20 protein-coding genes are annotated in these 22,993 nt (G+C 71.8%); 8 read left to right on the top strand and 12 right to left on the bottom strand.

What is annotated here, in order from left to right; genetic code table 11:
- Nucleotides 1-15: 15 nt before the first annotated feature.
- Both ACFV0T_RS34360 and ACFV0T_RS34355 read right to left on the bottom strand, forming a co-directional pair.
- On the bottom strand, nt 16-561 hold the full coding sequence (locus ACFV0T_RS34360) for a two-component system response regulator (RefSeq protein WP_385788051.1): 546 nt from the start codon (nt 559-561) through the stop codon (nt 16-18).
- Nucleotides 562-702: 141 nt separating this feature from the next.
- Nucleotides 703-1,053, bottom strand: a complete 351-nt coding sequence (locus tag ACFV0T_RS34355; protein ID WP_385788048.1) for a chorismate mutase — start codon at nt 1,051-1,053, stop codon at nt 703-705.
- Nucleotides 1,054-1,199: 146 nt separating this feature from the next.
- Between ACFV0T_RS34355 and ACFV0T_RS34350 the strand changes: the two genes are divergently transcribed.
- Entirely contained in the window at nt 1,200-2,111 is a 912-nt protein-coding gene (locus ACFV0T_RS34350; protein ID WP_385788045.1) for a hypothetical protein, read from the top strand.
- Nucleotides 2,112-2,337: 226 nt separating this feature from the next.
- Here ACFV0T_RS34350 and ACFV0T_RS34345 read toward each other — a convergent pair whose 3' ends face one another.
- A complete protein-coding gene (locus ACFV0T_RS34345) occupies nt 2,338-3,255 on the bottom strand; it encodes an SDR family oxidoreductase (protein WP_385788043.1) in 918 nt (305 codons plus the stop codon).
- Nucleotides 3,256-4,017: an SDR family oxidoreductase gene (locus ACFV0T_RS34340; RefSeq protein ID WP_385788040.1), complete on the bottom strand. Its 762-nt coding sequence runs from the start codon at nt 4,015-4,017 to the stop codon at nt 3,256-3,258.
- A 101-nt stretch (nt 4,018-4,118) separates the two neighbouring features.
- Between ACFV0T_RS34340 and ACFV0T_RS34335 the strand changes: the two genes are divergently transcribed.
- The 4 genes from ACFV0T_RS34335 to ACFV0T_RS34320 are packed head-to-tail and all read left to right on the top strand — an operon-like array spanning nt 4,119 to nt 7,537.
- Entirely contained in the window at nt 4,119-4,871 is a 753-nt protein-coding gene (locus ACFV0T_RS34335) for an enoyl-CoA hydratase family protein (protein ID WP_385788038.1), read from the top strand.
- Nucleotides 4,864-5,721 (top strand): CoA transferase subunit A, encoded by an 858-nt coding sequence (locus tag ACFV0T_RS34330; protein ID WP_385788035.1) that lies wholly within the window; start codon nt 4,864-4,866, stop codon nt 5,719-5,721. Before ACFV0T_RS34335 ends, ACFV0T_RS34330 begins: the two co-directional genes overlap by 8 nt.
- Nucleotides 5,718-6,488: a CoA-transferase subunit beta gene (locus ACFV0T_RS34325; RefSeq protein ID WP_385788031.1), complete on the top strand. Its 771-nt coding sequence runs from the start codon at nt 5,718-5,720 to the stop codon at nt 6,486-6,488. The genes ACFV0T_RS34330 and ACFV0T_RS34325 overlap by 4 nt, the downstream gene beginning before the upstream one ends.
- Nucleotides 6,488-7,537: an NAD(P)H-dependent flavin oxidoreductase gene (locus tag ACFV0T_RS34320; protein WP_385788029.1), complete on the top strand. Its 1,050-nt coding sequence runs from the start codon at nt 6,488-6,490 to the stop codon at nt 7,535-7,537. The genes ACFV0T_RS34325 and ACFV0T_RS34320 overlap by 1 nt, the downstream gene beginning before the upstream one ends.
- On the opposite strand, the gene ACFV0T_RS34315 is transcribed toward ACFV0T_RS34320, so the two are convergent.
- From ACFV0T_RS34315 to ACFV0T_RS34305, 3 genes are all read right to left on the bottom strand, one after another.
- The gene (locus tag ACFV0T_RS34315; RefSeq protein WP_385788026.1) at nt 7,521-8,678 is read right to left on the bottom strand and encodes an acetyl-CoA C-acetyltransferase; all 1,158 of its coding nucleotides are present in this window, start codon (nt 8,676-8,678) and stop codon (nt 7,521-7,523) included. The two genes, ACFV0T_RS34320 and ACFV0T_RS34315, sit on opposite strands and share 17 nt — an antisense overlap.
- A gap of 163 nt (nt 8,679-8,841) precedes the next feature.
- Nucleotides 8,842-9,453 carry a TetR/AcrR family transcriptional regulator gene (locus tag ACFV0T_RS34310; RefSeq protein ID WP_385788023.1) on the bottom strand — a complete coding sequence of 204 codons (612 nt, stop codon included), beginning with the start codon at nt 9,451-9,453 and terminating at the stop codon, nt 8,842-8,844.
- Between the two features lie 22 nt (nt 9,454-9,475).
- A complete protein-coding gene (locus tag ACFV0T_RS34305) occupies nt 9,476-10,264 on the bottom strand; it encodes an SDR family oxidoreductase (protein ID WP_385788020.1) in 789 nt (262 codons plus the stop codon).
- A gap of 59 nt (nt 10,265-10,323) precedes the next feature.
- On the opposite strand from ACFV0T_RS34305, the gene ACFV0T_RS34300 reads away from it, so the two are divergent.
- Both ACFV0T_RS34300 and ACFV0T_RS34295 read left to right on the top strand, forming a co-directional pair.
- A complete protein-coding gene (locus tag ACFV0T_RS34300) occupies nt 10,324-11,463 on the top strand; it encodes an acyl-CoA dehydrogenase family protein (RefSeq protein ID WP_385788017.1) in 1,140 nt (379 codons plus the stop codon).
- Nucleotides 11,463-12,434 carry an acyl-CoA dehydrogenase family protein gene (locus ACFV0T_RS34295; RefSeq protein WP_385788014.1) on the top strand — a complete coding sequence of 324 codons (972 nt, stop codon included), beginning with the start codon at nt 11,463-11,465 and terminating at the stop codon, nt 12,432-12,434. The genes ACFV0T_RS34300 and ACFV0T_RS34295 overlap by 1 nt, the downstream gene beginning before the upstream one ends.
- Here ACFV0T_RS34295 and ACFV0T_RS34290 read toward each other — a convergent pair.
- The 3 genes from ACFV0T_RS34290 to ACFV0T_RS34280 all read right to left on the bottom strand — a co-directional run bounded on the left by ACFV0T_RS34290 (nt 12,409) and on the right by ACFV0T_RS34280 (nt 15,442).
- Nucleotides 12,409-14,067: a cytochrome bc complex cytochrome b subunit gene (locus tag ACFV0T_RS34290; protein WP_385788012.1), complete on the bottom strand. Its 1,659-nt coding sequence runs from the start codon at nt 14,065-14,067 to the stop codon at nt 12,409-12,411. The two genes, ACFV0T_RS34295 and ACFV0T_RS34290, sit on opposite strands and share 26 nt — an antisense overlap.
- Before the next feature lie 119 nt (nt 14,068-14,186).
- The gene (locus ACFV0T_RS34285) at nt 14,187-14,726 is read right to left on the bottom strand and encodes a HutD family protein (RefSeq protein ID WP_385788010.1); all 540 of its coding nucleotides are present in this window, start codon (nt 14,724-14,726) and stop codon (nt 14,187-14,189) included.
- A complete protein-coding gene (locus ACFV0T_RS34280) occupies nt 14,723-15,442 on the bottom strand; it encodes a vWA domain-containing protein (protein WP_385788007.1) in 720 nt (239 codons plus the stop codon). Before ACFV0T_RS34280 ends, ACFV0T_RS34285 begins: the two co-directional genes overlap by 4 nt.
- A 156-nt stretch (nt 15,443-15,598) precedes the next feature.
- Here ACFV0T_RS34280 and ACFV0T_RS34275 point away from each other — a divergent pair, with 156 nt between their 5' ends.
- Nucleotides 15,599-16,516 (top strand): rhomboid family intramembrane serine protease, encoded by a 918-nt coding sequence (locus ACFV0T_RS34275; protein WP_385788004.1) that lies wholly within the window; start codon nt 15,599-15,601, stop codon nt 16,514-16,516.
- Between the two features lie 117 nt (nt 16,517-16,633).
- Here the strand turns inward: ACFV0T_RS34275 and ACFV0T_RS34270 are convergent, their stop codons facing one another.
- On the bottom strand, nt 16,634-18,097 hold the full coding sequence (locus ACFV0T_RS34270; protein WP_385788001.1) for a glutamate synthase subunit beta: 1,464 nt from the start codon (nt 18,095-18,097) through the stop codon (nt 16,634-16,636).
- A complete protein-coding gene (gene gltB / locus ACFV0T_RS34265) occupies nt 18,090-22,703 on the bottom strand; it encodes a glutamate synthase large subunit (RefSeq protein WP_385787998.1) in 4,614 nt (1,537 codons plus the stop codon). Before gltB ends, ACFV0T_RS34270 begins: the two co-directional genes overlap by 8 nt.
- Between the last annotated feature and the right edge of the window lie 290 nt (nt 22,704-22,993).

The following is a 22,993-nucleotide window of genomic DNA, read 5'->3' as shown; positions in this document are numbered from 1 at the left end:
GGTTCGGTACGCGCCCTATGTCCCTTCTCGCGCCGGAGCCGCCCGTGGGATGTCCCGCTGGGGCGGAACGCGGGCGTCCGGGAGGGGCAGGCCGGTGCGCGGGGGGCGTCGGGTGGTGTCGGTGTGGCCTTTGACGAGGGCGCGCAGTTCGCGTACTTCCTGTTCCAGGGTCTGTTGGCGCTGGTGGGCGTCGTAGAGGAAGCGGACCTTGGTGCGCAGTGCCCAGGGGTCGATGGGTTTCATGACCAGGTCGGCGACGCCGAGTCCGAAGGCGGCGGAGGTCAGTTCGTGGTCGGGGCCGAAGCCGGTGAGCAGGACGACGGGGATGTGCTGGGTCTGTTCCACGCGCCGCATGTAGCGCACGACCTCCAGCCCGCTGACGCCGGGCATGCGCACGTCGAGCAGGAGCAGGCCGACGCGGCCGCGCAGTACCTGTTTGAGTGCCTCGTCGCCGCTGGTGGCCCGGCTGACCTGGTAGCCGAGCGGGGCCAGGGCGCTTTCCAGGGCGTACAGCGTGTCCTCGTGGTCGTCGACTATGAGGATCGTGGCATCCGACGGCATGGCCCGACGTCCCTCCCACGGTGGGACCACCAGCTTACGTCCGGGGTGCTGACGCGCAGTGCCCGCTGGTTGACGAGCAGTGCACAGCGCAGCATGCCCCGGACGCGTCCCCGTGTCACTCCCCGGGGGCGTACACCGACGTCAATCGGCCGTCGAGGTGGAGCCGTTCGCCGTGCTGTCCGCGATGTGCTCGTGGTGGCGGATCACCTCGGCGATGATGAAATTGAGGAACTTCTCAGCGAAGGCCGGGTCGAGCTTGGCGCTCTCGGCGAGTGCGCGCAAGCGGGCGATCTGCCGTGCCTCGCGGTCCTGGTCGGCGGGCGGCAGGTGGTGTGCGGCCTTGAGGTGGCCGACCTGCTGGGTGCATTTGAAGCGCTCGGCGAGCATGTGGACGACGGCCGCGTCGATGTTGTCGATGCTGTCGCGCAGCCGGGCGAGTTCCTCGCGGACGGCGGGGTCGACGTCTGCGGTACCGGTGTTGCTGGTGGTCATGAGCGTTCACCCTACGCGGAGCCGGCGGCGGGTGATCCGACGGCCGCGTGCACGAGCGGCCGGGAGACGCCGGCGCCGACGGCGGGGAAATTCCGTGCGGGTCCTCGTACAGTGGAATCGGCTTCAGGCGTCTTGGGGGTGCGGGTGTGGCGAACGGCGGACCGGTCAAGCACGGCTACCCGCATCTGGAGACGGTGCGGGCCGCCGTCACGGCGTTGTACAAGCGGCTGTCGTACGACACGGTGCAGACGTTCGCGAGCAGTGTGGCCCCGGTCGACGTGGCGTTCTGCGACACCGACGACCTCCATCTGGGCACTCAGCGCATCGCGCGGGAGCTCGTGCGGCACTATCGGCTGCCGGACGCGCGCATGATCGTCGGGTTCCGGGAGATGGAGCACGCGGCGCACATCGAACTCGCGGCGGGCCCCGAGTACTTCGTGGAGCTGAACGACCGGTTCCGTACGCATCGCCGGGACATCGGCGCGGCTCTGGCGCACGAGATCATGCATGTCTATCTGCACCGGCTGGATCTGTCCTTCCCGGGTACGCGCGACAACGAGATCCTCACGGACACGGCGACCACGTATCTGGGCGCGGGCTGGCTGCTTCTGGACGCGTTCCGGGAGGACGCGGTGTCGTCGCAGAAGCTCGGCTATCTCACGCCCGAGGAGTTCGGGTACGTCCTGGCGAAGCGTGCGCTGGTGTTCGGCGAGGATCCGTCGGTGTGGTTCACGAGTCCGCAGGCGTACGAGGCCTATGGGAAGGGTCTGTCCCTGGCACGCAGTGACGAGCAGCAGCCGCCGCTGAGGGCGGCGGGCTGGGCGGGGCGGCGTCGTTATGCGCGGGACCGTCGCCATGCGCAGGGCCAGGTCCAGGTCCAGGAGCACGTCGGGGCCGCCGCGCCGGGTACGCCGTACGACTTCAGTCCGGACGTCCAAGGTCCGCTTCGGGTGTCGTTCCCGTGCCCGACCTGTCATCAGCGGATCAGGGTGCCGGTGCGGGGGCGGGTGCGGGCGCGGTGTGCGTTGTGCCGGACGGTGCTGGAGTGCGACACGTGAGCGGTGGGGGGCGAGCGCGCCGCCGGTCGTGACCGCTCCGTCGTGCCGACCCCGAGACCGCCGGGCCTCCGGGCCGCCAGGCCGCCGGGCCGCCAGGCCCTATGCCCCGCCGATGGCCCTGCGCCTCACGTCCCCGTGACCCGCTGGACGCCGCTACGTCCCCACGCCCCCTCACCCGCCGCATGGCCGAAAGCCTCCCTTCGCGCCCGCGACCCGCCGGACGGCCCTACGTCCCGTACACCGCCCCCGGTGTCTCCGCCTCCGCGAGGAGCTTGCGTGCGGCCGCTCCGGCCTCCTCGGGTCGCCGGCGCTCCCCGTGGTCCGTCGTGGGTCCGGGCCGCCATCCCTCCATGACGGTGATGCGGCCGCCCTCCGCCTCGAAGACGCGCCCGGTGACGCCCGCGCTGTCGGCCGAGCCCAGCCAGACGACCAGCGGCGAGACGTTCTCCGGTGCCATCGCGTCGAACCCGTCGTCCGGCGCCGCCATCGCCGCGGCGAACGTCCGTTCGGTCATCCTCGTCCGTGCCGCGGGCGCGATCGCGTTGACCTGGACGCCGTACCGCTCCAGTTCGGCCGCGGCGACCAGTGTCAGCCCGAGGATCCCGGCCTTCGCCGCGCTGTAGTTCCCCTGTCCGAGTGATCCCAGCAGCCCGGCTCCGCTGCTGGTGTTGATGACCCGCGCCTCGGGCCGGCGCCCGGCCCTGGTCTCCTGCCGCCAGTGCGCGGCCGCGTGCCGCAGCGGCAGGAAGTGCCCTTTGAGGTGGACGCGGACGACGGCGTCCCAGTCGTCCTCGTCGAGGTTGACCAGCATCCTGTCGCGCAGGAACCCCGCGTTGTTGACGAGTGTGTCGAGCCGGCCGTAGGTCTCCAGCGCGGCCCGGATCAGCGAGGCGGCCCCTTCGCCGGTGGCGACGTCTCCCGCGTGGGCGACGGCTTCGCCGCCGGCTGCCCTGATCTCGTCCACGACCCGCGCCGCGGGGCTGTCGGGTCCCGGCGTGCCGTCCAGTCCCACGCCGAGGTCGTTGACGACGACCCGCGCTCCCGCCGCGGCGAACGCGAGCGCGTGTGCGCGGCCGAGGCCGCGTCCGGCGCCGGTGACGACGACGACCCGTCCCGCGCAGATTCCGTTCTTCCCGGTCCTCATTCATTCCCCCTTGTTGACGGTCGCGGCGTCCAGGAAGGCGGGCCGCTCCCCGCCCCCGTGCACGAGCAGGCTCGCCCCGCTGATGTAGGCCGCGGCGTCGGAGGCGAGGAAGAGCGCGGCGGCGCCGATGTCGGCGGGTGCGGCCAGTCGGGCGAGCGGGACGGTGCGTGCGACCGCCTCGATGCCGTCCTCGCCGCCGTAGTGGAGATGGGACAGCTCGGTGCGGACCATGCCGACGACGAGGGTGTTGACGCGGACCTCCGGCGCCCACTCCACGGCCATGGAACGGGCCAGGTTCTCCAGTCCCGCCTTGGCCGCCCCGTACGCCGCCGACCCGGGCGAGGGCCGGCCGCCGCTGACGCTGCCGATCATGACGACGGCGCCCCGGGTCCGTCGGAGGTGCTCGTACGCGGCGAGGGAGGCCGTCAGCGGGGTGACGAGGTTCAGTTCGATGACCCGTGCGTGCCGCTCGGCGTCCGTGTCGGCCAGCAGGCGGTAGGGCGCCCCGCCCGCGTTGTTGACGAGCACGTCGAGTCGGGGCAGCGCGTCGAAGAAGTCCCGTACGGCGGGCGGGTCGCGCAGGTCCAGCGGGGCGAACTCGACGCCCGCCGGGAGCTTTTCGGGCGGAGGTCTGCGGGCGCAGGCCACGACCCGTGCCCCCGCCGCCGCGAACGCCCGCGCGATCCCCGCCCCCACGCCCCGGGTGCCGCCGGTCACCACCACCGTCCTGCCGTCCAGTGGCGAGGGGTGCGAGTTGTCCACAGGGCCTCCCGCTGCGATCCGCCGACTGCTAGCTTCGAAGCCTCACACCTAACAAATGTTTGGTGGAATAGCGGCTGGGTGGAAAGGTAGCTGATGCGCCGATGGGTGTCTCCACCTCGTCCCCGGAAAAGGGGATTTCCGTCGTCACGGTCGACTTCCCGCCGGTGAACGCGCTGCCGGTGGCCGGCTGGTTCGCCCTGGCCGACGCCGTGCGCGCGGCGGGCCGCGCTCCGGAGGTCCGGTGCGTGGTGCTGACCGCCGAGGGGCGCGGCTTCAACGCGGGCGTGGACATCAAGGAGATACAGGCGCACGGCCGTTCGGCACTGGTCGGCGCCAACCGCGGCTGCTTCGAGGCGTTCGCGGCGGTGTACGAGTGCGAGGTGCCGGTGGTGGCGGCGGTGCAGGGTTTCTGCCTGGGCGGCGGCATAGGCCTCGTGGGGAACGCGGACGTGATCGTGGCGGGCGACGACGCCGTCTTCGGCCTGCCCGAACTCGACCGGGGAGCCCTGGGCGCGGCCACGCATCTGGCCCGGCTGGTCCCCGCGCACCTGATGCGCGCGCTGTACTTCACCTCGCGCACGGCGAGCGCGGCCGAGCTGCACGCGTACGGCTCGGTGTGGCGGGTGGTGCCGGGGGACGGGCTGCGGGCCGCCGCGCTGGAGCTGGCGCGGGAGATCGCCGCCAAGGACGGCGAACTGCTGCGACTGGCCAAGTCCGCCATCAACGGCATCGACCCCGTCGACGTGCGCCGCAGCTACCGCTTCGAGCAGGGCTTCACGTTCGAGGCGGACGTCAGCGGGGTGGCCGACCGGATCCGGGACACCTTCGGGAAGGAGGGGGGCGTAGGTGGGTGACAAGACGATGACCGCCGACGAGGCGGTCTCCGGGCTGGCCAGCGGCATGACCGTCGGCATCGGCGGCTGGGGCTCACGCCGCAAACCGATGGCCCTGGTGAGAGCACTGCTGCGCACCGGCATCACCGATCTCACCGTCGTCTCGTACGGCGGCCCGGACGTCGGCATGCTGGCCGCCGCCGGACGGATCCGGAAGCTGGTCGCCGCTTTCACCACCCTGGACTCGATCCCGCTCGAACCGCACTACCGCGCGGCTCGCGAGCGGGGGGCGTTCGAGCTGATGGAGATCGACGAGGCGATGTTCCTGTGGGGGCTGCGCGCGGCCGCGAGCCGGTTGCCGTTCCTGCCGGTGCGGGCCGGCATCGGCTCGGACGTGATGCGGATCAACCCCACGCTGCGGACCGTCGACTCCCCCTACGAGGACGGGGAGACGTTCGTGGCGATGCCCGCGCTGTGCCTGGACGCGGCCCTGGTGCACGTCAACCGCGCGGACCGGCGGGGCAACGGCCAGTACCTGGGCCCGGACCCGTACTTCGACGACCTGTTCTGCGCGGCGGCGGACGCGGCCTACGTCTCGTGCGAGCGGATCGTGGACACCGCGGAGCTGACCGGGAAGGCCGAGGCCGGCCCGCAGTCGCTGCTGCTCAAGCGGCACACGGTGACGGGCGTGGTCGAGGCGCCGAACGGCGCGCACTTCACGTCCTGCGCACCCGACTACGGACGGGACGAGGAGTTCCAGAGGCAGTACGCGGCCACGCCCTGGCCGGAGTTCGCGACCCGGTTCCTGGGCGGGGACGAGCACACCTACCGGTCGGCGGTACGGGCCTGGCGCAAGGAGCGGGAACTGTGAGCGCCCCGGGTGGCAGCCCCACCTCCGCGCCCACCCGTGCCGAGTACTGCGTGATCGCCTGCGCCGAGGCCTGGCGCGGTGCGGGCGAGATCCTGGCGAGCCCGATGGGCGGGGTGATCCCGTCCGTGGGCGCGCGGCTCGCCCGGCACACCTTCGCCCCGGATCTGCTGCTGACCGACGGCGAGGCGATGCTCGTGGACCTCGACGGCACTCCCGAGGGATGGCTGCCCTACGGCCAGCATCTGGACCTCGTCAGCGGCGGTCGGCGGCACGTGATGATGGGCGCGAGCCAGATCGACCGGTTCGGCAACCAGAACATCGCGTGCATCGGCGACTGGGCGGCGCCGAGGCGGCAGTTGCTCGGCGTCCGGGGCGCCCCGGTCAACACCCTCAACAATCCGACGAGTTACTGGGTCCCCAGGCACTCCCGGCGGGTCTTCGTGGCGCAGGTCGACCTGGTGTGCGGGGTGGGGTACGACCGCGCCGCCCGCCATCCGCGCACGGCCCGCTTCCACGGGATCCCTCGCGTCGTCTCCGACCTCGGCGTCTTCGACTTCGCCACGCCCGAGCACGCCATGCGGCTGGCGTCGCTGCATCCGGGGGTGAGCGTCGAGCAGGTGCGGGAGGCGACGGCGTTCCCGCTCGCCGTCCCGGCGGAGGTGCCGTACACGCGGGAGCCCACCGCCGGGGAACTGCGGCTGATCCGGGAGGTGATCGACCCGGCGAACGCCCGCGCCCGGGAGGTCCCGGAGCGGACGGGGGTGTGATGGAGACGGCGTTCACAAGGCTGGTCGGGGTGCGGCACCCGATCGTGCAGCCGGGCATGGGATGGGTGGCGGGCCCGCGGCTGGTGTCGGCGGCGGCGAACGCGGGCGCGCTGGGCGTACTGGCCTCCGCGACGATGACCCTCGACCAGCTGCGGGCGGCGATCCGGGAGGTCGCCTCGCGTACGGACGCGCCGTTCGGGGTGAATCTGCGCGCGGACGCGGGCGACGCGGGCGAGCGGGTGCGTGTGATCGTCGCGGAGGGGGTGCGGGTGGCGTCGTTCGCGCTGGCCCCGTCCCGTGAGCTGATCGCCGAACTCAAGGAGGCGGGGGTGGTCGTCATCCCGTCCGTCGGCGCCCGCCGGCATGCCGAGAAGGTCGCGGCGTGGGGCGCGGACGCGGTGGTCGTGCAGGGCGGGGAGGGCGGCGGCCACACCGGCGAGGTGGCGACGACGGTGCTGCTGCCGCAGGTCGTGGACGCCGTGGACATACCGGTCGTGGCGGCGGGCGGCTTCTTCGACGGGCGGGGCCTGGTCGCGGCGCTGGCGTACGGCGCGGCGGGCGTGGCCATGGGCACCCGGTTCCTGCTGACGTCGGACTCGACGGTGCCGGACGCGGTGAAGGCGCGGTATCTGGCGGCGACGGTGCGGGACGTGACGGTGACGCGCGCGGTGGACGGTCTGCCGCATCGCATGCTGCGTACGGACCTGGTCGACGCGCTGGAGGACGCCGGCCGGGTGAGGGCGCTGTCGCAGGCCGTGCGCAGGGCGGCGGGCTTCCGGCGGCTGTCCGGGCTGACCTGGCGGCGGATGGTCCGGGACGGTCTGGCCCTGCGGCACGGCAAGGACCTCGCCTGGAGTCAGGTCCTGCTCGCCGCGAACACGCCGATGCTGCTGAAGGCCGCGATGGTGGACGGGCGGGCGGACCTGGGGGTGATGGCCGCCGGGCAGGTCGCCGGCGTGATCGACGACCTGCCGTCCTGCGCGGAACTGGTGGAGCGGATCATGAAGGAGGCGCAGGAGGTACGGGAGCGGCTCACAGCCTCTCGATGACCGTCACGTTGGCCTGGCCGCCGCCCTCGCACATGGTCTGGAGGCCGAAGCGGGCGCCGGTGCGCTCCAGTTCGTGCAGGAGCGTGGTCATCAGCTTCGCGCCGCTGGCGCCGAGCGGGTGTCCGAGGGCTATGGCGCCACCGTTGACGTTGACCTTCGCCGGGTCGGCGCCGGTCTCCTTCAGCCAGGCGAGGACGACCGGGGCGAAGGCCTCGTTGATCTCCACGAGGTCGATGTCGTGGATCGACAGCCCGGTCTTCTTCAGGGCGTGGGCGGTGGCCGGGATCGGCGCGGTGAGCATGCGGATGGGGTCCTCGCCGCGCACGGAGAGATGGTGCACGCGGGCCCGGGGCCGCAGTCCGTGCTCGTGCACCGCCCGCTCCGAGGCCAGCAGCAGGGCCGCGGCGCCGTCGGAGACCTGCGAGGAGCAGGCGGCGGTGACGGTGCCGCCGTCGATGACGGGCTTCAGCGCGGCCATCTTCTCCGGTGAGGTGTCCCGGCGCGGTCCCTCGTCGACGGCGACCGGGCCGTAGCGGACGATCTCCCGTTCGAAGCGGCCCTCGTCGATGGCCCGCAGCGCCCGCCGGTGGGAGCGCAGCGCGAACTCCTCCTGGTCCTGACGGCTGATCCCCCACTTCGCGGCGATCATCTCGGCGCCGGCGAACTGGTTCACCGGCCGGTCCCCGTACCGTGCCCGCCAGCCCTCGCTGCCGGCGAAGGGGCCCTGGGTGAAGCCGAGCGGTTCGGCGGCCTGCCGGGTGGCGAAGGCGATGGGGATCTGGGACATGTTCTGCACCCCGCCCGCGACCACCAGGTCCTGGGTGCCGGAGAGCACGGCCTGGGCCGCGAAGTGCACGGCCTGCTGCGAGGAGCCGCACTGCCGGTCCACGGTCACGCCCGGCACCTCCTCCGGCAGCCCGGCAGCCAGCCAGGCGGTCCGGGCGATGTCGCCGGCCTGCGGCCCCACCGTGTCCAGGCAGCCGAAGACGACGTCCTCGACGGCGGCCGGGTCGACGTCGGCGCGGGTGAGGAGTTCCTTCAGCACGTGCGCGCCCAGATCGGCCGGGTGCACCCCGCTGAGCCCTCCTCCGCGCCGCCCCACGGGCGTACGGACCGCTTCGACGATGTAGGCCTCGGCCATGGTGACTCCCCAGTGATTCCGCGTGAGTGACGTGCTGAGCTACGTGCAGGGCCGTGCTGGGTCGTACGGGCTGCGCTGTGCTGGGCCGTGCTGAATCCCGTGCTGGGTCGTGCTGGGTCGTGCTGGGTCGTACCGGGCTGTGCCGGGACCTGTGCTGGTCTGTCTAGGCGCGTACGGCGATCCCGTCCAGCACCATCGAGAGGTACTGCCGGGCGATCTCCTCCGGGCTGTGCTGTCCGCCCGGCCGGTACCAGGACGCGGCGACCCACACCGTGTCGCGGACGAACCGGTAGGTGAGCCGGACGTCGAGGTCGTCCCGGAAGACCCGGGCGGCGACCCCGCGCTCCAGCGTGGACAGCCACGCCCGCTCGAACCTGCGCTGCGAGTCGGCGAGGAACGCGAACCGCTCCTGCGCCACCAGTTGCCGGGACTCCTTCTGGTAGATCGCGACGGCGGCGCGGTGCCGGTCGATCTCCCGGAACGACTCGGTGACCAGGGCCTCCAGGGTCTCGCGCGGGCCCAGTTCGGCGCTCAGGACGGCGTCGTAGCCGCCCCAGAGTTCGTCGAGGAAGGTGCGCAGGATCTCTTCGAGCATCGACTCCTTGGAGTCGAAGTGGTAGTAGAGGCTGCCCGCGAGCATGCCCGCGTGGTCCGCGATCTTTCGCACGGTGGTGGCGTTGTAGCCCTGCTCGGCGAAGACCTCGGCGGCGGTGTTGAGGAGTTCGCCGCGGCGGGCGGGCGCTGCGGTCACCTGGGGCTTCTTCTTGGTCGGCACGGGTCCATTGTGGTCGGTGCTCCTAGGGGTGCTGACTGCTGACGGAGACGACCTCCCCGGTCAGGTACGAGGAGTAGCCGGACGCGAGGAACACGATGACGTTGGCCACCTCCCAGGGTTCGGCGTACCGGCCGAAGGCCTCGCGGGCGGTGAGCTCCGCGAGCAGTTCGGGGGTCGTCACCCGGGCCAGGTGGGGGTGCATGGCGAGGCTCGGCGCGACGGCGTTCACCCTGACCCCGTACTGCGCCGCCTCGATCGCCGCGCACCGGGTCAGCGCCATCACGCCGGCCTTCGCGGCGGCGTAGTGCGCCTGTCCGGCCTGGGCGCGCCAGCCGACGACGGAGGCGTTGTTGACGATCACTCCGCCGTCGGTCGCCCGCATCGCGCGCAGGGCCGCCCGGGTGCAGCGGAAGGTGCCGTTCAGGGTCACGTCCAGCACGCGGGACCACTGCTCGTCGGTCATGTCGACGAGTGTCGAGGTACCGCCGAGGCCGGCGTTGTTGACGACGATGTCCAGCCGCCCGTGCCGTGTCGCGGCGGCGTCGAACAGTGCCCGCACCTGCGTCTCGTCGGTCACGTCACAGGGTTGGGCGGTGACCGCGTCGGCGCCGAACTCGGCGGCGAGCGCGGCCTCGTGCTCCTTCAGCCGCCGGGTGTGGGCGTCGCTGATGAACACGCGCGCGCCTTCCTCCAGGAACCGGCGGGCGGTCGCGCCGCCGATCCCGGCGCCCGCCGCCGCGGTGATGACGGCGGTGCGTCCGCGCAGCAGTCCGTGCCCGGACGGGCAGGCCGGACTCTCGACGTCTGTCATGGGCCCACGCTAACCTACCAAACACTTGTTAGGGAAGATTCGAGGGAGGGACGGAGACCGTGGACCTCACCCACTCCCCCGCCGACGAGGCCTTCCGCGCCGAGGCCCGCGCCTGGCTCGACGCCCGGGTGCCGCGCCCGCCGCTGCCCTCCCTGGAGACCGCGGAGGGCTTCGCGGCCCACCGCGCGTGGGAGGCCGAACTGGCCGCGGACCGCTGGTCGGTGGTCGACTGGCCGACGCGGTACGGCGGCCGGGACGCCGGGCTGATCCGCTGGCTGGTCTTCGAGGAGGAGTACTACGCGGCGGGCGGTCCGGGCCGTGTCGGCCAGAACGGCGTCGGTCTGCTCGCCCCCACCCTCTTCGCGCACGGCACCGAGGAGCAGCGGGCCCGCGTGCTGCCGCCCATGGCGAGCGGGGAGGTGGTCTGGGCGCAGGCGTGGTCGGAGCCGGAGGCGGGCTCGGACCTGGCGTCGCTGCGCTCGAAGGCGGTGCGCGCGGACGGCGGCTGGCTGCTGAGCGGGCAGAAGGCGTGGTCGTCGCGGGCGGCCTTCGCGGACCGGGCGTTCGGCCTGTTCCGCAGCGAGCCGGACCGGCCGCGACCCCACCAGGGCCTGACCTACCTGATGTTCGACCTGCGTGCCCCCGGTGTCACGGTCCGTCCCGTCGGCCGCCTCGACGGCAGACCGGCGTTCGCGGAGCTGTTCCTGGACGAGGTGTTCGTGCCGGACGAGGACGTCGTCGGTGAGCCGGGCGAGGGCTGGCGGGTCGCGATGTCCACGGCCGCCGACGAGCGGGGGCTCACCCTGCGCTCCCCGGGCCGTTTCCTCGCCGCCGCCGACCGTCTGCGGCGTCTGTGGCGGGCGCGGGGCAGCCCCGAGTGGGCCCGGGAACGGGTCGCGGACGCGCTGATCGGCGCCCGCGCCTACCAGTTGTTCACCTACGCGGCCGCGTCCCGCTTCCTGGCGGGCGAGCCGGTCGGCCCGGAGTCCAGCCTGAACAAGGTCTTCTGGTCGGAGTACGACATCGCGCTGCACGAGACGGCGCTGGACCTCCTCGGGCCCGACGGCGAACTGGCGGACTCCGACTGGGCCGAGCGCTATGTCTTCTCCCTCGCGGGCCCGATCTACGCCGGCACGAACGAGATCCAGCGCGACATCGTCGCCGAGCGGCTGCTCGGCCTGCCGAAGGGACGGCGCTGATGCGTTTCCTGCCCGACGCCGAGCAGCGGGAGTTCACGCGGTCGCTGGACGCGATGCTGACGTCCGCCGGCACACCCGCGGTGGTGCGCGCCTGGAGCCGCGGCGAGCACGCACCGGGCCGGGCGCTGTGGTCGCGGATCGCCGAGGCGGGGGTGTTCGCGCTGGCGGTCGCGCAGGAGTACGAGGGGCTGGGTCCGCGACCGGTGGAACTCGCCCTGTCCTTCGTGGAGTTGGGCAGGCACGCGGCGCCGGGGCCGCTGGCGGAGACGGTCGCGGCTGCCGTGCTCCTCGCCGGTGCCGCGGGGCCGGGCCCGGCGAAGCGCTTCCTGCCGTCGCTGGCCTCGGGCGCGACGATGGCGACGCTGGCGGCCGGGCCGGGCGCGTACGCCCTGGACGGCGACGCGGCCGACCTCCGTCTCGCCCTCACACCGGACGGTCTGCGGCTGGCTCCCGGGGCCGGCCCCGTGCGCGCCTCCCTGGACCCGGCCCGCCGCCTCACCCCCCTGCTGCCCGGCGGCGAGCTGCTCGGCCCCGGGCCGCCCTCGGCGCCCGCGGTGCTCTGGGCCCGGCTCGCCACCGCCGCGCAGGCTCTCGGCGTCGGCCTCGCGCTGCTCGACCGGACGGTCGCGTATGTCGGGCAGCGCGTCCAGTTCGGCGTCCCGGTCGGCTCGTTCCAGGCGGTCAAGCACCGGCTGGCCGACGCGCGGATCGCCCTGGAGTTCGCCCGCCCCCTGGTTCTGGGCGCCGCGCTGACGATGGACCCGGCGGACGTGGCCGCCGCCAAGGTCAGCGCCTGCGAGGCGGCGTACGCGACGGCCCGTACGGCGCTCCAGATGCACGGCGCGATCGGCTACACGGCGGAGTACGACCTGTCGCTCTGGCTGACCAGGGCCCGCGCCCTGCGCACGGCCTGGGGCACGCCGCAGGAGTGCCGGGCGCTGGTCCTCAGTGGTGGTGATCGCCGCCGGTGAGCTCCCGGTACTCCGTTTCGGTGGGCTTCGGGATGTGTGTCTCGGGCCCGAACATCGCCCGGGCCAGCCGTTCCCGCACCCGCTGGGTGACCGTGACGGGCCGGCGCACCCCGTTGGCGTCGACGCGCGGCCCGATCTCGTAGGGCGGGTTCTGCTCGTGCTGGGTGAGGGTGAACAGCCGGGCGGGCGAGAGGGGTTCGTGGACCTCGACGTACTCGCCGTGCGGCAGCCTTCGGATGGTGCCGGTCTCCCTGCCGTGCAGCACGTCGTCCCGGTCGCGGCGCTGGAGGCCGAGGCAGATCCGCTTGGTCACCGTGAAGGTGAGGACGGGCACGACGAAGACACCGATGCGCACGAACCAGGTGATCGCGTTGATGGACAGGTGCAGATGCGTGGCGACGATGTCGTTGCCGCCGCCGATCAGCAGCACGACGTACAGGCTGAGCCAGGCGGCGCCCAGGCCGGTGCGCACGGGGACGTTGCGCGGCCGGTCCAGGATGTGGTGCTCGCGTCGGTCGCCGGTGATCCACGCCTCGATGAAGGGGTAGACGCCGAGGGCGAGCAGGATCAGCGGGAAGAGCGAGAACGGGATGAGGACGCCCGGCACCAGGGTGTGACCCCAGAGGCTGATCTCCCAGCCCGGCATCACCCGGATCAGGCCCTCGGAGAAACCGAGGTACCAGTCGGGCTGGGCGCCGGTGGTGACCAGGTCGGGCCGGTACGGCCCGAAGGCCCACACGGGGTTGATGCTGGCGATGCCGCCCATGATGGTCAGCACGCCGAAGGTGAGGAAGAAGAAGCCGCCCGCCTTGGCCATGTAGACCGGCAGGAAGGGCATGCCGACGACCGACTTCTGGTCGCGGCCGGGGCCCGGGTACTGGGTGTGCTTGTGGTAGAAGACCAGGATCAGGTGGGCCACCACCAGGCCGAGCATGATCCCGGGCAGCAGCAGCACATGGACCGGGAACAGCCTGGAGATGATGTCGTGGCCCGGGAACTCCCCGCCGAAGAGGAAGAAGGAGATGTACGTTCCCACGATGGGGATGGACAGGATCGCGCCGTCTGCGAACCGGATGCCGGTGCCGGAGAGCAGGTCGTCGGGGAGCGAGTAGCCGGTCAGGCCGGTGAGGATGCCGAGCATCAACAGGGTCCAGCCGAACAGCCAGTTGACCTCGCGGGGCTTGCGGAACGCGCCGGTGAAGAACACCCGCATCATGTGTACGAGCATGCCGGTGACGAAGACCAGCGCCGCCCAGTGGTGGATCTGCCGGATCAGCAGCCCGCCCCGTACGTCGAAGCTGATGTCGAGCGTCGACTCGTAGGCCCTGGTCATCAGCACGCCGTTGAGCGGCGCGTACGAGCCGTGGTAGGCGACCTCGGCGCCGCTCGGCTCGAAGAACAGGGTGAGGTAGACGCCGGTGAGGATCAGGATGAGGAAGCTGTAGAGACAGATCTCGCCCAGCATGAAGGACCAGTGGTCCGGGAACACCTTGCGCATGTTGGCCTTGGCCAACGCGTGGAGCCCGAGCCGCCCGTCGGCCCAGTCGGCCAGTCTCTCGCCCTTGCCGGGGTCTCCCGGGCGGCCCGAACTCGCCCTGCGCGCGCCCTCGTTCGCCGATCGTGCGCCGTCCATACTCGGCCTCCCCCTCGGATCAACCTCAGGGTGGCACGACGGCCCGCGCAAGCCAACGGGGCGGGCGGCCGTGTGAGCAACTCGCCGCGCGCGACCGGCCGGTGCCTCTCGGTCCGCTGCTACGGCGTGAGTCCGACGACCGCCGTCGGTCCGTGCGCGTGCAGCGGCGCCTCCTGTCCGCTCAGCAGGACGGCGTCGTGCCGGCCGAGCCGCAGCCCGGCCACCTCCGCGCCCTCGCCGAGGGCGACGACCAGCGTGTGCGCCGCCCCCAGCCGGAGCCGGCCGCGCACGACCGCGACGGTCGGGGCCGTGGCGCCCCTGCGCCACATCACGTTGAGGTTGACGACGGGTCCGCCGAGCAGCCGGCAGTCGGTGGGCACGTCACCGGGGAAGTCCTGGGGCACGTACCGCGTGTCGACAAGTCGCCGCCGTCCGCCCACGGTCAGGTCCATGCCCGCGCCCTCGACCAGGGTGAGGGTCCGCTCCACCGCGGGGAACGCCGAGAACGGCCCGTCCGCGGCGACCTCGGCGAGGCTGACGCGCCAGGTGAAGGCGTCCATGCCCGCGCCCGGCGGGAAGGCGGCGATCTCACGCGTCACGCCGCCGCCGTTCTTCCAGGCGACGGCCGCGCGTGTGGCGGCGGGCAGCGGGAGGCTCACCGTACGATCCCCTGCGCCCGGGCCGCCACCAGCCACTTCGGGAACTCACCCAGCAGCCGGTCGTACAACTCGGCGTCGGACACCTTGCGGGGATCGGCACCCGCGTGGAAGAAGCCGGCGTTGTCGACCACCCGCTTCTGCGGCACGGCCAGCTCGTCGAGCTTGCGCAGGAACTCGAACTGCCGGCTGCCCGGGTCGCCGAAGCCGACGAACTGCCAGAACAGCGGCAACGCGGCCGCCTTGCACAGGTACCGTTCCGCGGCGAGCTTGTTGATCGGGCCGCCGTCGGTTTGGAAGACCACCAGCGCGGGGGCGGTGGACCCGCTGTCGAGGTAGTGGTCGATCACGGCGTCCATCGCCAGGTGGTAGGCGGTCTTGCCCATGTGGCCGAGCCCGGCCACGATCCGCTCGATCCGCCCCTGGTGGTCGGCGAGCGCGATGTCGGTCTCGGCGTCGACGTCGGTGGAGAAGAACACCACCGGGACGCGGCCGTCGTCGTCGAGATGCGCGGACAGCCCGAGCACCCGGTCCGCGAGCGCCTGCACACTGCCGTCCTTGTAGTACGGCTTCATCGAGCCCGAGTGATCGACCACGAGGTAGACCGCGGCCCGCTGCCCGCCCAGCCCGTGCCGGCCGAGCGAGTCCCCGGCCCGTTTGTACAGGCTGACCAGCGCGGGAGCGGTCTCCTCCACCTTGCTGAGACTGATCGCGGCCACGCCGGCTCCCCCTTCGGTCACCACACTGCGTGCGAGGTTACGGCACGACCGCCCCGCCCTCGGCGCGTCCACCCGCGTTCGATATTTTGTTCGCCGCCGACCCCACCGGCTCGTGTCCTTCGACGTACTTCCCACCCTTCCTCCGAGGAGCCGGCCGTGGAGCCCGAGTCCACCGTCACCACCTGCTACCGCCACCCCAAGATGGAGTCCCACGTCCGCTGCACCCGCTGCGACCGGTACATCTGCCCGAACTGCATGCGCGAGGCCGCCGTCGGCCACCAGTGCGTGGAGTGCGTCAAGGAGGGTGCCCGTTCGGTGCGCCAGGCCCGCACGGTCTTCGGCGGCCGCATCACGGCCGTGCCGCTGGTGACGTACGTCCTGATCGGGCTCAACGTCCTGTTCTACCTGGGCGAGCTGGTGCGCCCGGAGTTCGTGGACCGGTTCGGGATGCTGGGCGCGGGGCTCCAGGGCCCGGACGGCACGCACTACGTGTGGCAGAACCCCTACCCCGCGGAGCTCCACCCGGAGGGTCTCGCGGGCGGGGAGTGGTATCGGCTGCTGACCGGCGCGTTCCTCCACATCCCGGTCACCGACGGCTCGTTCGGGCTACTGCACATCGTGATGAACATGGCGTCGCTGTGGAACCTGGGCCGGGTGGTGGAAGGGCAGCTGGGCCGCGTCCGCTACCTCGCCCTGTACCTGCTGTCGGCACTCGGCGGCTCGGTCCTGGTGCTGCTGATCGCGCCGGACGACGTCACCGTCGGCGCGTCCGGCGCGATCTTCGGCCTGGGCGCCGCCTACTACGTCATGGCCCGCCGGCTGGGCGCCGACATGAATACCGTCAACCGCTTCATGACGGGCCTGCTGCTGTGGCTGGTGATCTCCTCCTTCTTCGCCTCCTGGCAGGCCCACCTCGGCGGCCTGCTGGCGGGCGGCGTGGTGACACTGGCCTACGCGTACGCGCCCCGGGACGGGCGGCGCTCGCTGATCCAGGCGGGGGTGTGTGCGGCGCTGCTCCTGGTGCTGGTGCTGGCGGTGTGGGGGAAGGTCGGCGAGCTGACGGGAGCGGTCTGAGGCGGCGGGGAACCGTCGCGGACATGCGGCGGCGCCTGCCCATTCGTCCGGTCGGGGAGTCGGGCAGGCGCCGTCTGTGTTCCGTACGCCTTTGTACGGGACGTATGTGGGGGACCGTCAGACCATCAGGGACCGGTCCGTCGGGCGGATCGGGGCCGGCAGGTCGCTGGCCCCGGTCAGGAAGCGGTCGACGCCCTTCGCCGCGGAGCGGCCCTCCGCGATCGCCCACACGATGAGGGACTGGCCGCGGCCGGCGTCACCGGCGACGAACACGCCCGGCACGTTGGTCTGGAAGTCGGCGTCACGGGCGACGTTGCCGCGCTCGTCGAGGTCCAGGCCGAACTGCTCGACCATGCCGTTCTCGCGGTCCGTGCCCGTGAAGCCCATCGCCAGCGTCACCAGCTGGGCGGGGATCCTGCGCTCCGTGCCCGGCTTCTGGGTCAGCTTGCCGTCGACGAACTCCACCTCGGCGAGATGCAGCCACTGGACGTTGCCGTCCTCGTCGCCCTCGAAGTGGGTGGTCGAGACGGAGTAGACGCGCTCGCCGCCCTCCTCGTGCGCGGAGGTGACCTTGTACAGCATGGGGAAGGTCGGCCACGGCTGGGCGACCGGGTTCCGCTCCTCGCCCGGGCGGGGCATGATCTCCAGCTGCGTGACGGAGGCCGCGCCCTGGCGGTGCGCGGTGCCCACGCAGTCGGCGCCGGTGTCGCCACCGCCGATGACCACGACGTGCTTGCCCTCGGCCGAGATCGGCGGGGCCACGAAGTCGCCCTCCTGGACCTTGTTGGACAGGGGCAGGTACTCCATCGCCTGGTGGACGCCGTCGAGTTCACGGCCGGGGACCGGGAGGTCACGGGCGGTGGTGGCACCGGCGGCGATGACGACCGCGTCGTAGCGCTTGCGCAGGTCCGTCGCCTTGAGGTCGCGGCCGACCTCGACGCCGGTACGGAAGCGGGTGCCCTCCGCGCGCATCTGCTCGATACGGCGGTTGATGTGCCGCTTCTCCATCTTGAACTCGGGGATGCCGTAGCGCAGCAGGCCGCCGATGCGGTCGGCGCGCTCGTACACGGCGACGGTGTGGCCGGCCCGGGTGAGCTGCTGGGCGGCGGCCAGGCCCGCCGGGCCCGAGCCGATGACCGCGACCGTCTTGCCGGACAGCCGCTCCGGCGCCTGCGGGGCGACGTCACCGGTCTCCCACGCCTTGTCGATGATCGAGACCTCGACGTTCTTGATGGTGACCGCCGACTGGTTGATGCCGAGCACGCACGCCGACTCGCAGGGCGCGGGGCACAGGCGGCCCGTGAACTCCGGGAAGTTGTTCGTGGCGTGCAGCCGCTCGGAGGCGGCGGCCCAGTCCTCGCGGTAGGCGTAGTCGTTCCACTCGGGGATCAGGTTCCCGAGCGGACAGCCGTTGTGACAGAACGGGATGCCGCAGTCCATACAGCGGCTGGCCTGCTTGCTGATGATCGGCAGCAGCGAGCCGGGGACGTAGACCTCGTTCCAGTCCTTCAGGCGCACGTCGACGGGACGGGACTTGGCGACCTCGCGGCCGTGGTTGAGAAAGCCCTTCGGGTCAGCCATTGACCGCCGCCTCCATCATCTTCTCGGTGATCTCGGTCTCGGACAGACCGTCTCGCTCGGCGGCGTCCTTGGCGGCGAGCACTGCCTTGTACGTGCTGGGGATGATCTTGCTGAAGCGCTCCACGGACACCGGCCACTCGGCGATCAGCTTCTCGGCGACCGTCGAGCCGGTCTCCTCGGCGTGCCGGCGCACCACGTCGTGCAGCCACTGCTTGTCGGTGTCGTCGAGTTCCTCGACGGCGCCGACGTTGCCGACGTTGACGTTGTCGCGGTCGAGGTCGATGACGTACGCGATACCACCGGACATGCCGGCCGCGAAGTTGCGGCCGGTCTCGCCGAGGACCACCGCCCGGCCGCCGGTCATGTACTCGCAGCCGTGGTCGCCCACGCCCTCGGACACGACCGTCGCGCCGGAGTTGCGGACGCAGAACCGCTCGCCCGTACGGCCGCGCAGGAACAGCTCGCCGCCGGTCGCGCCGTAGGCGATGGTGTTGCCCGCGATCGTCGAGTACTCGGCGAGGTGGTCGGCGCCCCGGTCCGGGCGGACGACGACCCGGCCGCCGGAGAGGCCCTTGCCGACGTAGTCGTTGGCGTCGCCCTCCAGGCGCAGCGTGACACCGCGCGGCAGGAAGGCGCCGAAGGACTGGCCCGCCGAACCGGTGAAGGTGATGTCGATCGTGTCCTCGGGCAGACCTGCGCCGCCGAACTTCTTCGTCACCTCGTGGCCGAGCATGGTGCCGACCGTGCGGTTGATGTTGCGGATCGCGACCTGGGCGCGCACCGGCTGGGCGTCGGTCGCGGAGTTCGCGGCCAGCGCGTCGGCGGCGAGCTTGATCAGCTCGTTGTCGAGCGCCTTCTCCAGGCCGTGGTCCTGCGCGACGACCTGGTGCCGCGCCGCGCCCTCGGGCAGCTCGGGTACGTAGAACAGCGGGGCCAGGTCCAGGCCCTGGGCCTTCCAGTGGTCGACGGCACGGGTGACGTCGAGCGTCTCGGCGTGCCCGACGGCCTCCTCGATGGAGCGGAAGCCCAGCTCGGCGAGGATCTCGCGGACCTCCTCGGCGATGAACCGGAAGAAGTTCACGACGTGCTCGGCCTTGCCGGCGAACCTCTCGCGCAGCTCCGGGTTCTGCGTGGCGATGCCGACCGGGCAGGTGTCCAGGTGGCAGACGCGCATCATGATGCAGCCGGAGACGACGAGCGGAGCGGTCGCGAAACCGAACTCCTCGGCGCCCAGCAGGGCGGCGATGACGACGTCACGGCCGGTCTTCAGCTGGCCGTCCGTCTGGACGACGATCCGGTCCCGCAGCCCGTTGAGCAGCAGCGTCTGCTGGGTCTCGGCGAGGCCGAGCTCCCAGGGACCGCCCGCGTGCTTCAGCGACGTCAGCGGGGAGGCGCCGGTGCCGCCGTCGTGGCCGGAGATGAGGACGACGTCCGCGTGGGCCTTCGAGACACCCGCGGCGACCGTGCCGACGCCGACCTCCGAGACCAGCTTCACGTGGATCCGCGCCTGCGGGTTCGCGTTCTTCAGGTCGTGGATCAGCTGGGCCAGGTCCTCGATGGAGTAGATGTCGTGGTGCGGCGGCGGGGAGATCAGGCCGACGCCGGGGGTGCTGTGCCGGGTCTTGGCCACCCACGGGTAGACCTTGTGGCCGGGCAGTTGGCCGCCCTCGCCGGGCTTGGCACCCTGGGCCATCTTGATCTGGATGTCGTCGGCGTTGACGAGGTACTCGGAGGTGACACCGAAGCGGCCGGAGGCGACCTGCTTGATGCTGGACCGGCGGGCCGGGTCGTACAGCCGGTCCGAGTCCTCGCCGCCCTCACCGGTGTTGGACTTGCCGCCCAGCTGGTTCATGGCGATGGCGAGGGTCTCGTGCGCCTCCTTGGAGATGGAGCCGTACGACATGGCGCCCGTGGAGAAGCGCTTGACGATCTCGCTGACCGGCTCGACCTCGTCGAGGGGGATCGACGCGCGGTCGGAGGTGAAGCCGAACAGACCGCGCAGCGTCATCAGCCGCTCGGACTGTTCGTTCACGCGCTCCGTGTACTTCTTGAAGATGTCGTAGCGGGCCGTGCGCGTGGAGTGCTGGAGGCGGAAGATCGTCTCCGGGTCGAACAGGTGCGGTTCGCCCTCGCGGCGCCACTGGTACTCGCCGCCTATGTCCAGGGCCCGGTGGGCCGGCGCGATGCCGCTGGCCGGGTACGCCTTGGCGTGCCGGGCGGCGACCTCCTTGGCGACGACGTCGATGCCGACACCGCCGATCTTGGTGGCCGTGCCGTTGAAGTACTTGGCGACGAAGGCGGTGTCGAGGCCGACGGCCTCGAAGACCTGGGCGCCGCGGTAGGAGGCGACGGTGGAGATGCCCATCTTGGACATGACCTTCAGGACGCCCTTGCCGAGGGCGTAGATCAGGTTGCGGATGGCCTGCTCGGCCTCGATGTCCGACAGGAACGTGCCGGCGCGGACCAGGTCCTCGACCGACTCCATCGCCAGGTACGGGTTCACGGCCGCGGCGCCGAAGCCGATGAGCAGGGCGACGTGGTGGACCTCGCGGACGTCACCGGCCTCGACCAGCAGACCCACCTGGGTGCGCTGCTTGGTGCGGATGAGGTGGTGGTGGACGGCCGCGGTGAGCAGGAGCGAGGGGATCGGCGCGTGCTCGGCGTCGGAGTGACGGTCGGACAGGACGATCAGCCGGGCGCCGTTCTCGATGGCCGCGTCGGCCTCGGCGCAGATCTCGTCGATGCGCGCGGCGAGGGCGTCGCCGCCGCCGTGCACCCGGTACAGGCCGGAGAGGGTCGCGGCCTTGAAGCCCGGCATGTCGCCGTCGGCGTTGACGTGGATGAGCTTGGCCAGCTCGTCGTTGTCGATCACCGGGAAGGGCAGGGTGACCGAGCGGCACGAGGCGGCGGTCGGCTCCAGCAGGTTGCTCGCGGGGCCCAGGGACGACCGCAGCGAGGTCACGAGCTCTTCGCGGATCGCGTCCAGCGGCGGGTTGGTGACCTGCGCGAACAGCTGGGTGAAGTAGTCGAAGAGCAGCCGCGGGCGGGCGGACAGCGCGGCGATCGGCGAGTCGGTGCCCATCGAACCGATCGGCTCGGCACCGGCCTTGGCCATCGGCGCCAGGATGACGCGCAGCTCCTCCTCGGTGTAGCCGAAGGTCTGCTGGCGGCGGGTGACCGAGGCGTGGGTGTGCACAATGTGCTCGCGCTCGGGCAGGTCGGAGAGCTCGATCTCGCCGGCCTCCAGCCACTCCGCGTAGGGCTTCTCGGCGGCGAGGCCGGCCTTGATCTCGTCGTCCTCGATGATGCGGTGCTCGGCGGTGTCGACGAGGAACATCCTGCCGGGCTGGAGGCGGCCCTTGCGGACGACCTTGGCGGGGTCGATGTCGAGGACGCCGACCTCGGAGCCGAGCACGACGAGACCGTCGTCGGTGACCCAGTAGCGGCCGGGGCGCAGTCCGTTGCGGTCGAGGACCGCGCCGACCTGGGTGCCGTCGGTGAAGGTGACGCAGGCCGGGCCGTCCCAGGGCTCCATCATCGTGGAGTGGAACTGGTAGAAGGCGCGCCGGGCCGGGTCCATGGAGTCGTGGTTCTCCCACGCCTCCGGGATCATCATCAGCACGGAGTGCGGCAGCGAGCGGCCGCCCAGGTGCAGGAGTTCGAGCACCTCGTCGAAGGACGCCGAGTCGGAGGCGTCCGGCGTGCAGATCGGGAAGACGCGGTCGAGGCCCTTGCCGCCGCCGTGCCCGTCGGCGGAGCCGAACAGGTCGGAGACGAGCTGTGACTCGCGGGCCTGCATCCAGTTGCGGTTGCCCTTGACGGTGTTGATCTCACCGTTGTGCGCGACGAAGCGGTACGGGTGCGCGAGGGGCCACGACGGGAAGGTGTTCGTGGAGAAGCGCGAGTGGACGAGCGCGATCGCGGAGCCGAAGCGGCGGTCGGACAGGTCCGGGAAGAAGGGCTCGAGCTGGCCGGTGGTCAGCATGCCCTTGTAGACGATCGTGCGGGCGGAGAGGGACGGGAAGTACACGCCCGCCTCACGCTCGGCGCGCTTGCGCAGCACGAAGGCCTTGCGGTCGAGGGCGATGCCCTCACTGGCGCCGTCGGTGACGAAGATCTGCCGGAACGCGGGCATCGTCGAGCGGGCGGTGGCGCCCAGCAGCTCGGGGGCGACGGGGACCTCGCGCCAGCCGAGGACGGTCAGGCCCTCCTCGCCGGCGATCGTCTCGATCCGTGAGACGGCGTCCTGGGTGCCGTCCTCGGGCAGGAACGCGATACCGACGGCGTATCCGCCGGCGACGGGCAGCTCGAAGTCGGTCACCTCGCGGAAGAAGGCGTCCGGAACCTGGGAGAGGATGCCCGCGCCGTCGCCGGAGTCGGGCTCGGAGCCGGTGGCGCCGCGGTGCTCGAGGTTACGCAGAACCGTGAGCGCCTGCTCGACCAGCGCGTGGCTCGCCTCGCCGGTGAGGGTGGCCACGAAGCCGACGCCACAGGCGTCGTGCTCGTTGCGGGGGTCGTACATACCCTGGGCAGCAGGGCGAGCATCCATGAAAGACCAGTGCTGGCCATTCGTGGAGTGCTGGGACGGCTGGCGCGGCGTACGCATCGGCTCTCCCGTCGTCGTCAAGTGGCATATGCAGGTACCGAGGGACGACGCTGGCCCTCTGCGGGGGTGCAAAATTTCGTGCAGGTTACATGATGGAACGGTTCTCGGGAACCGGATACTCCGTTCCAGCATGCGGACGCCATGGGGTGCGGCGGGGGTACCACGCGAGGTGGCCAAAAGTGTGTGGTGGCCGCGGACAGATCGGTGTCCGTCGACCCAGGGGGGCGAAGAGAGCGTCGTCGCCCGCCCCGCCGGCGCACCACGGGCTTCGTTGCCTGTGACGCTTACGG

This window comes from Streptomyces sp. NPDC059582 (assembly GCF_042735715.1).
Taxonomy (GTDB): Bacteria; Actinomycetota; Actinomycetes; order Streptomycetales; family Streptomycetaceae; genus Streptomyces.
Note: the sequence above shows the minus strand (reverse complement) of the source record. Positions and strands in the feature narration are given on the sequence as shown.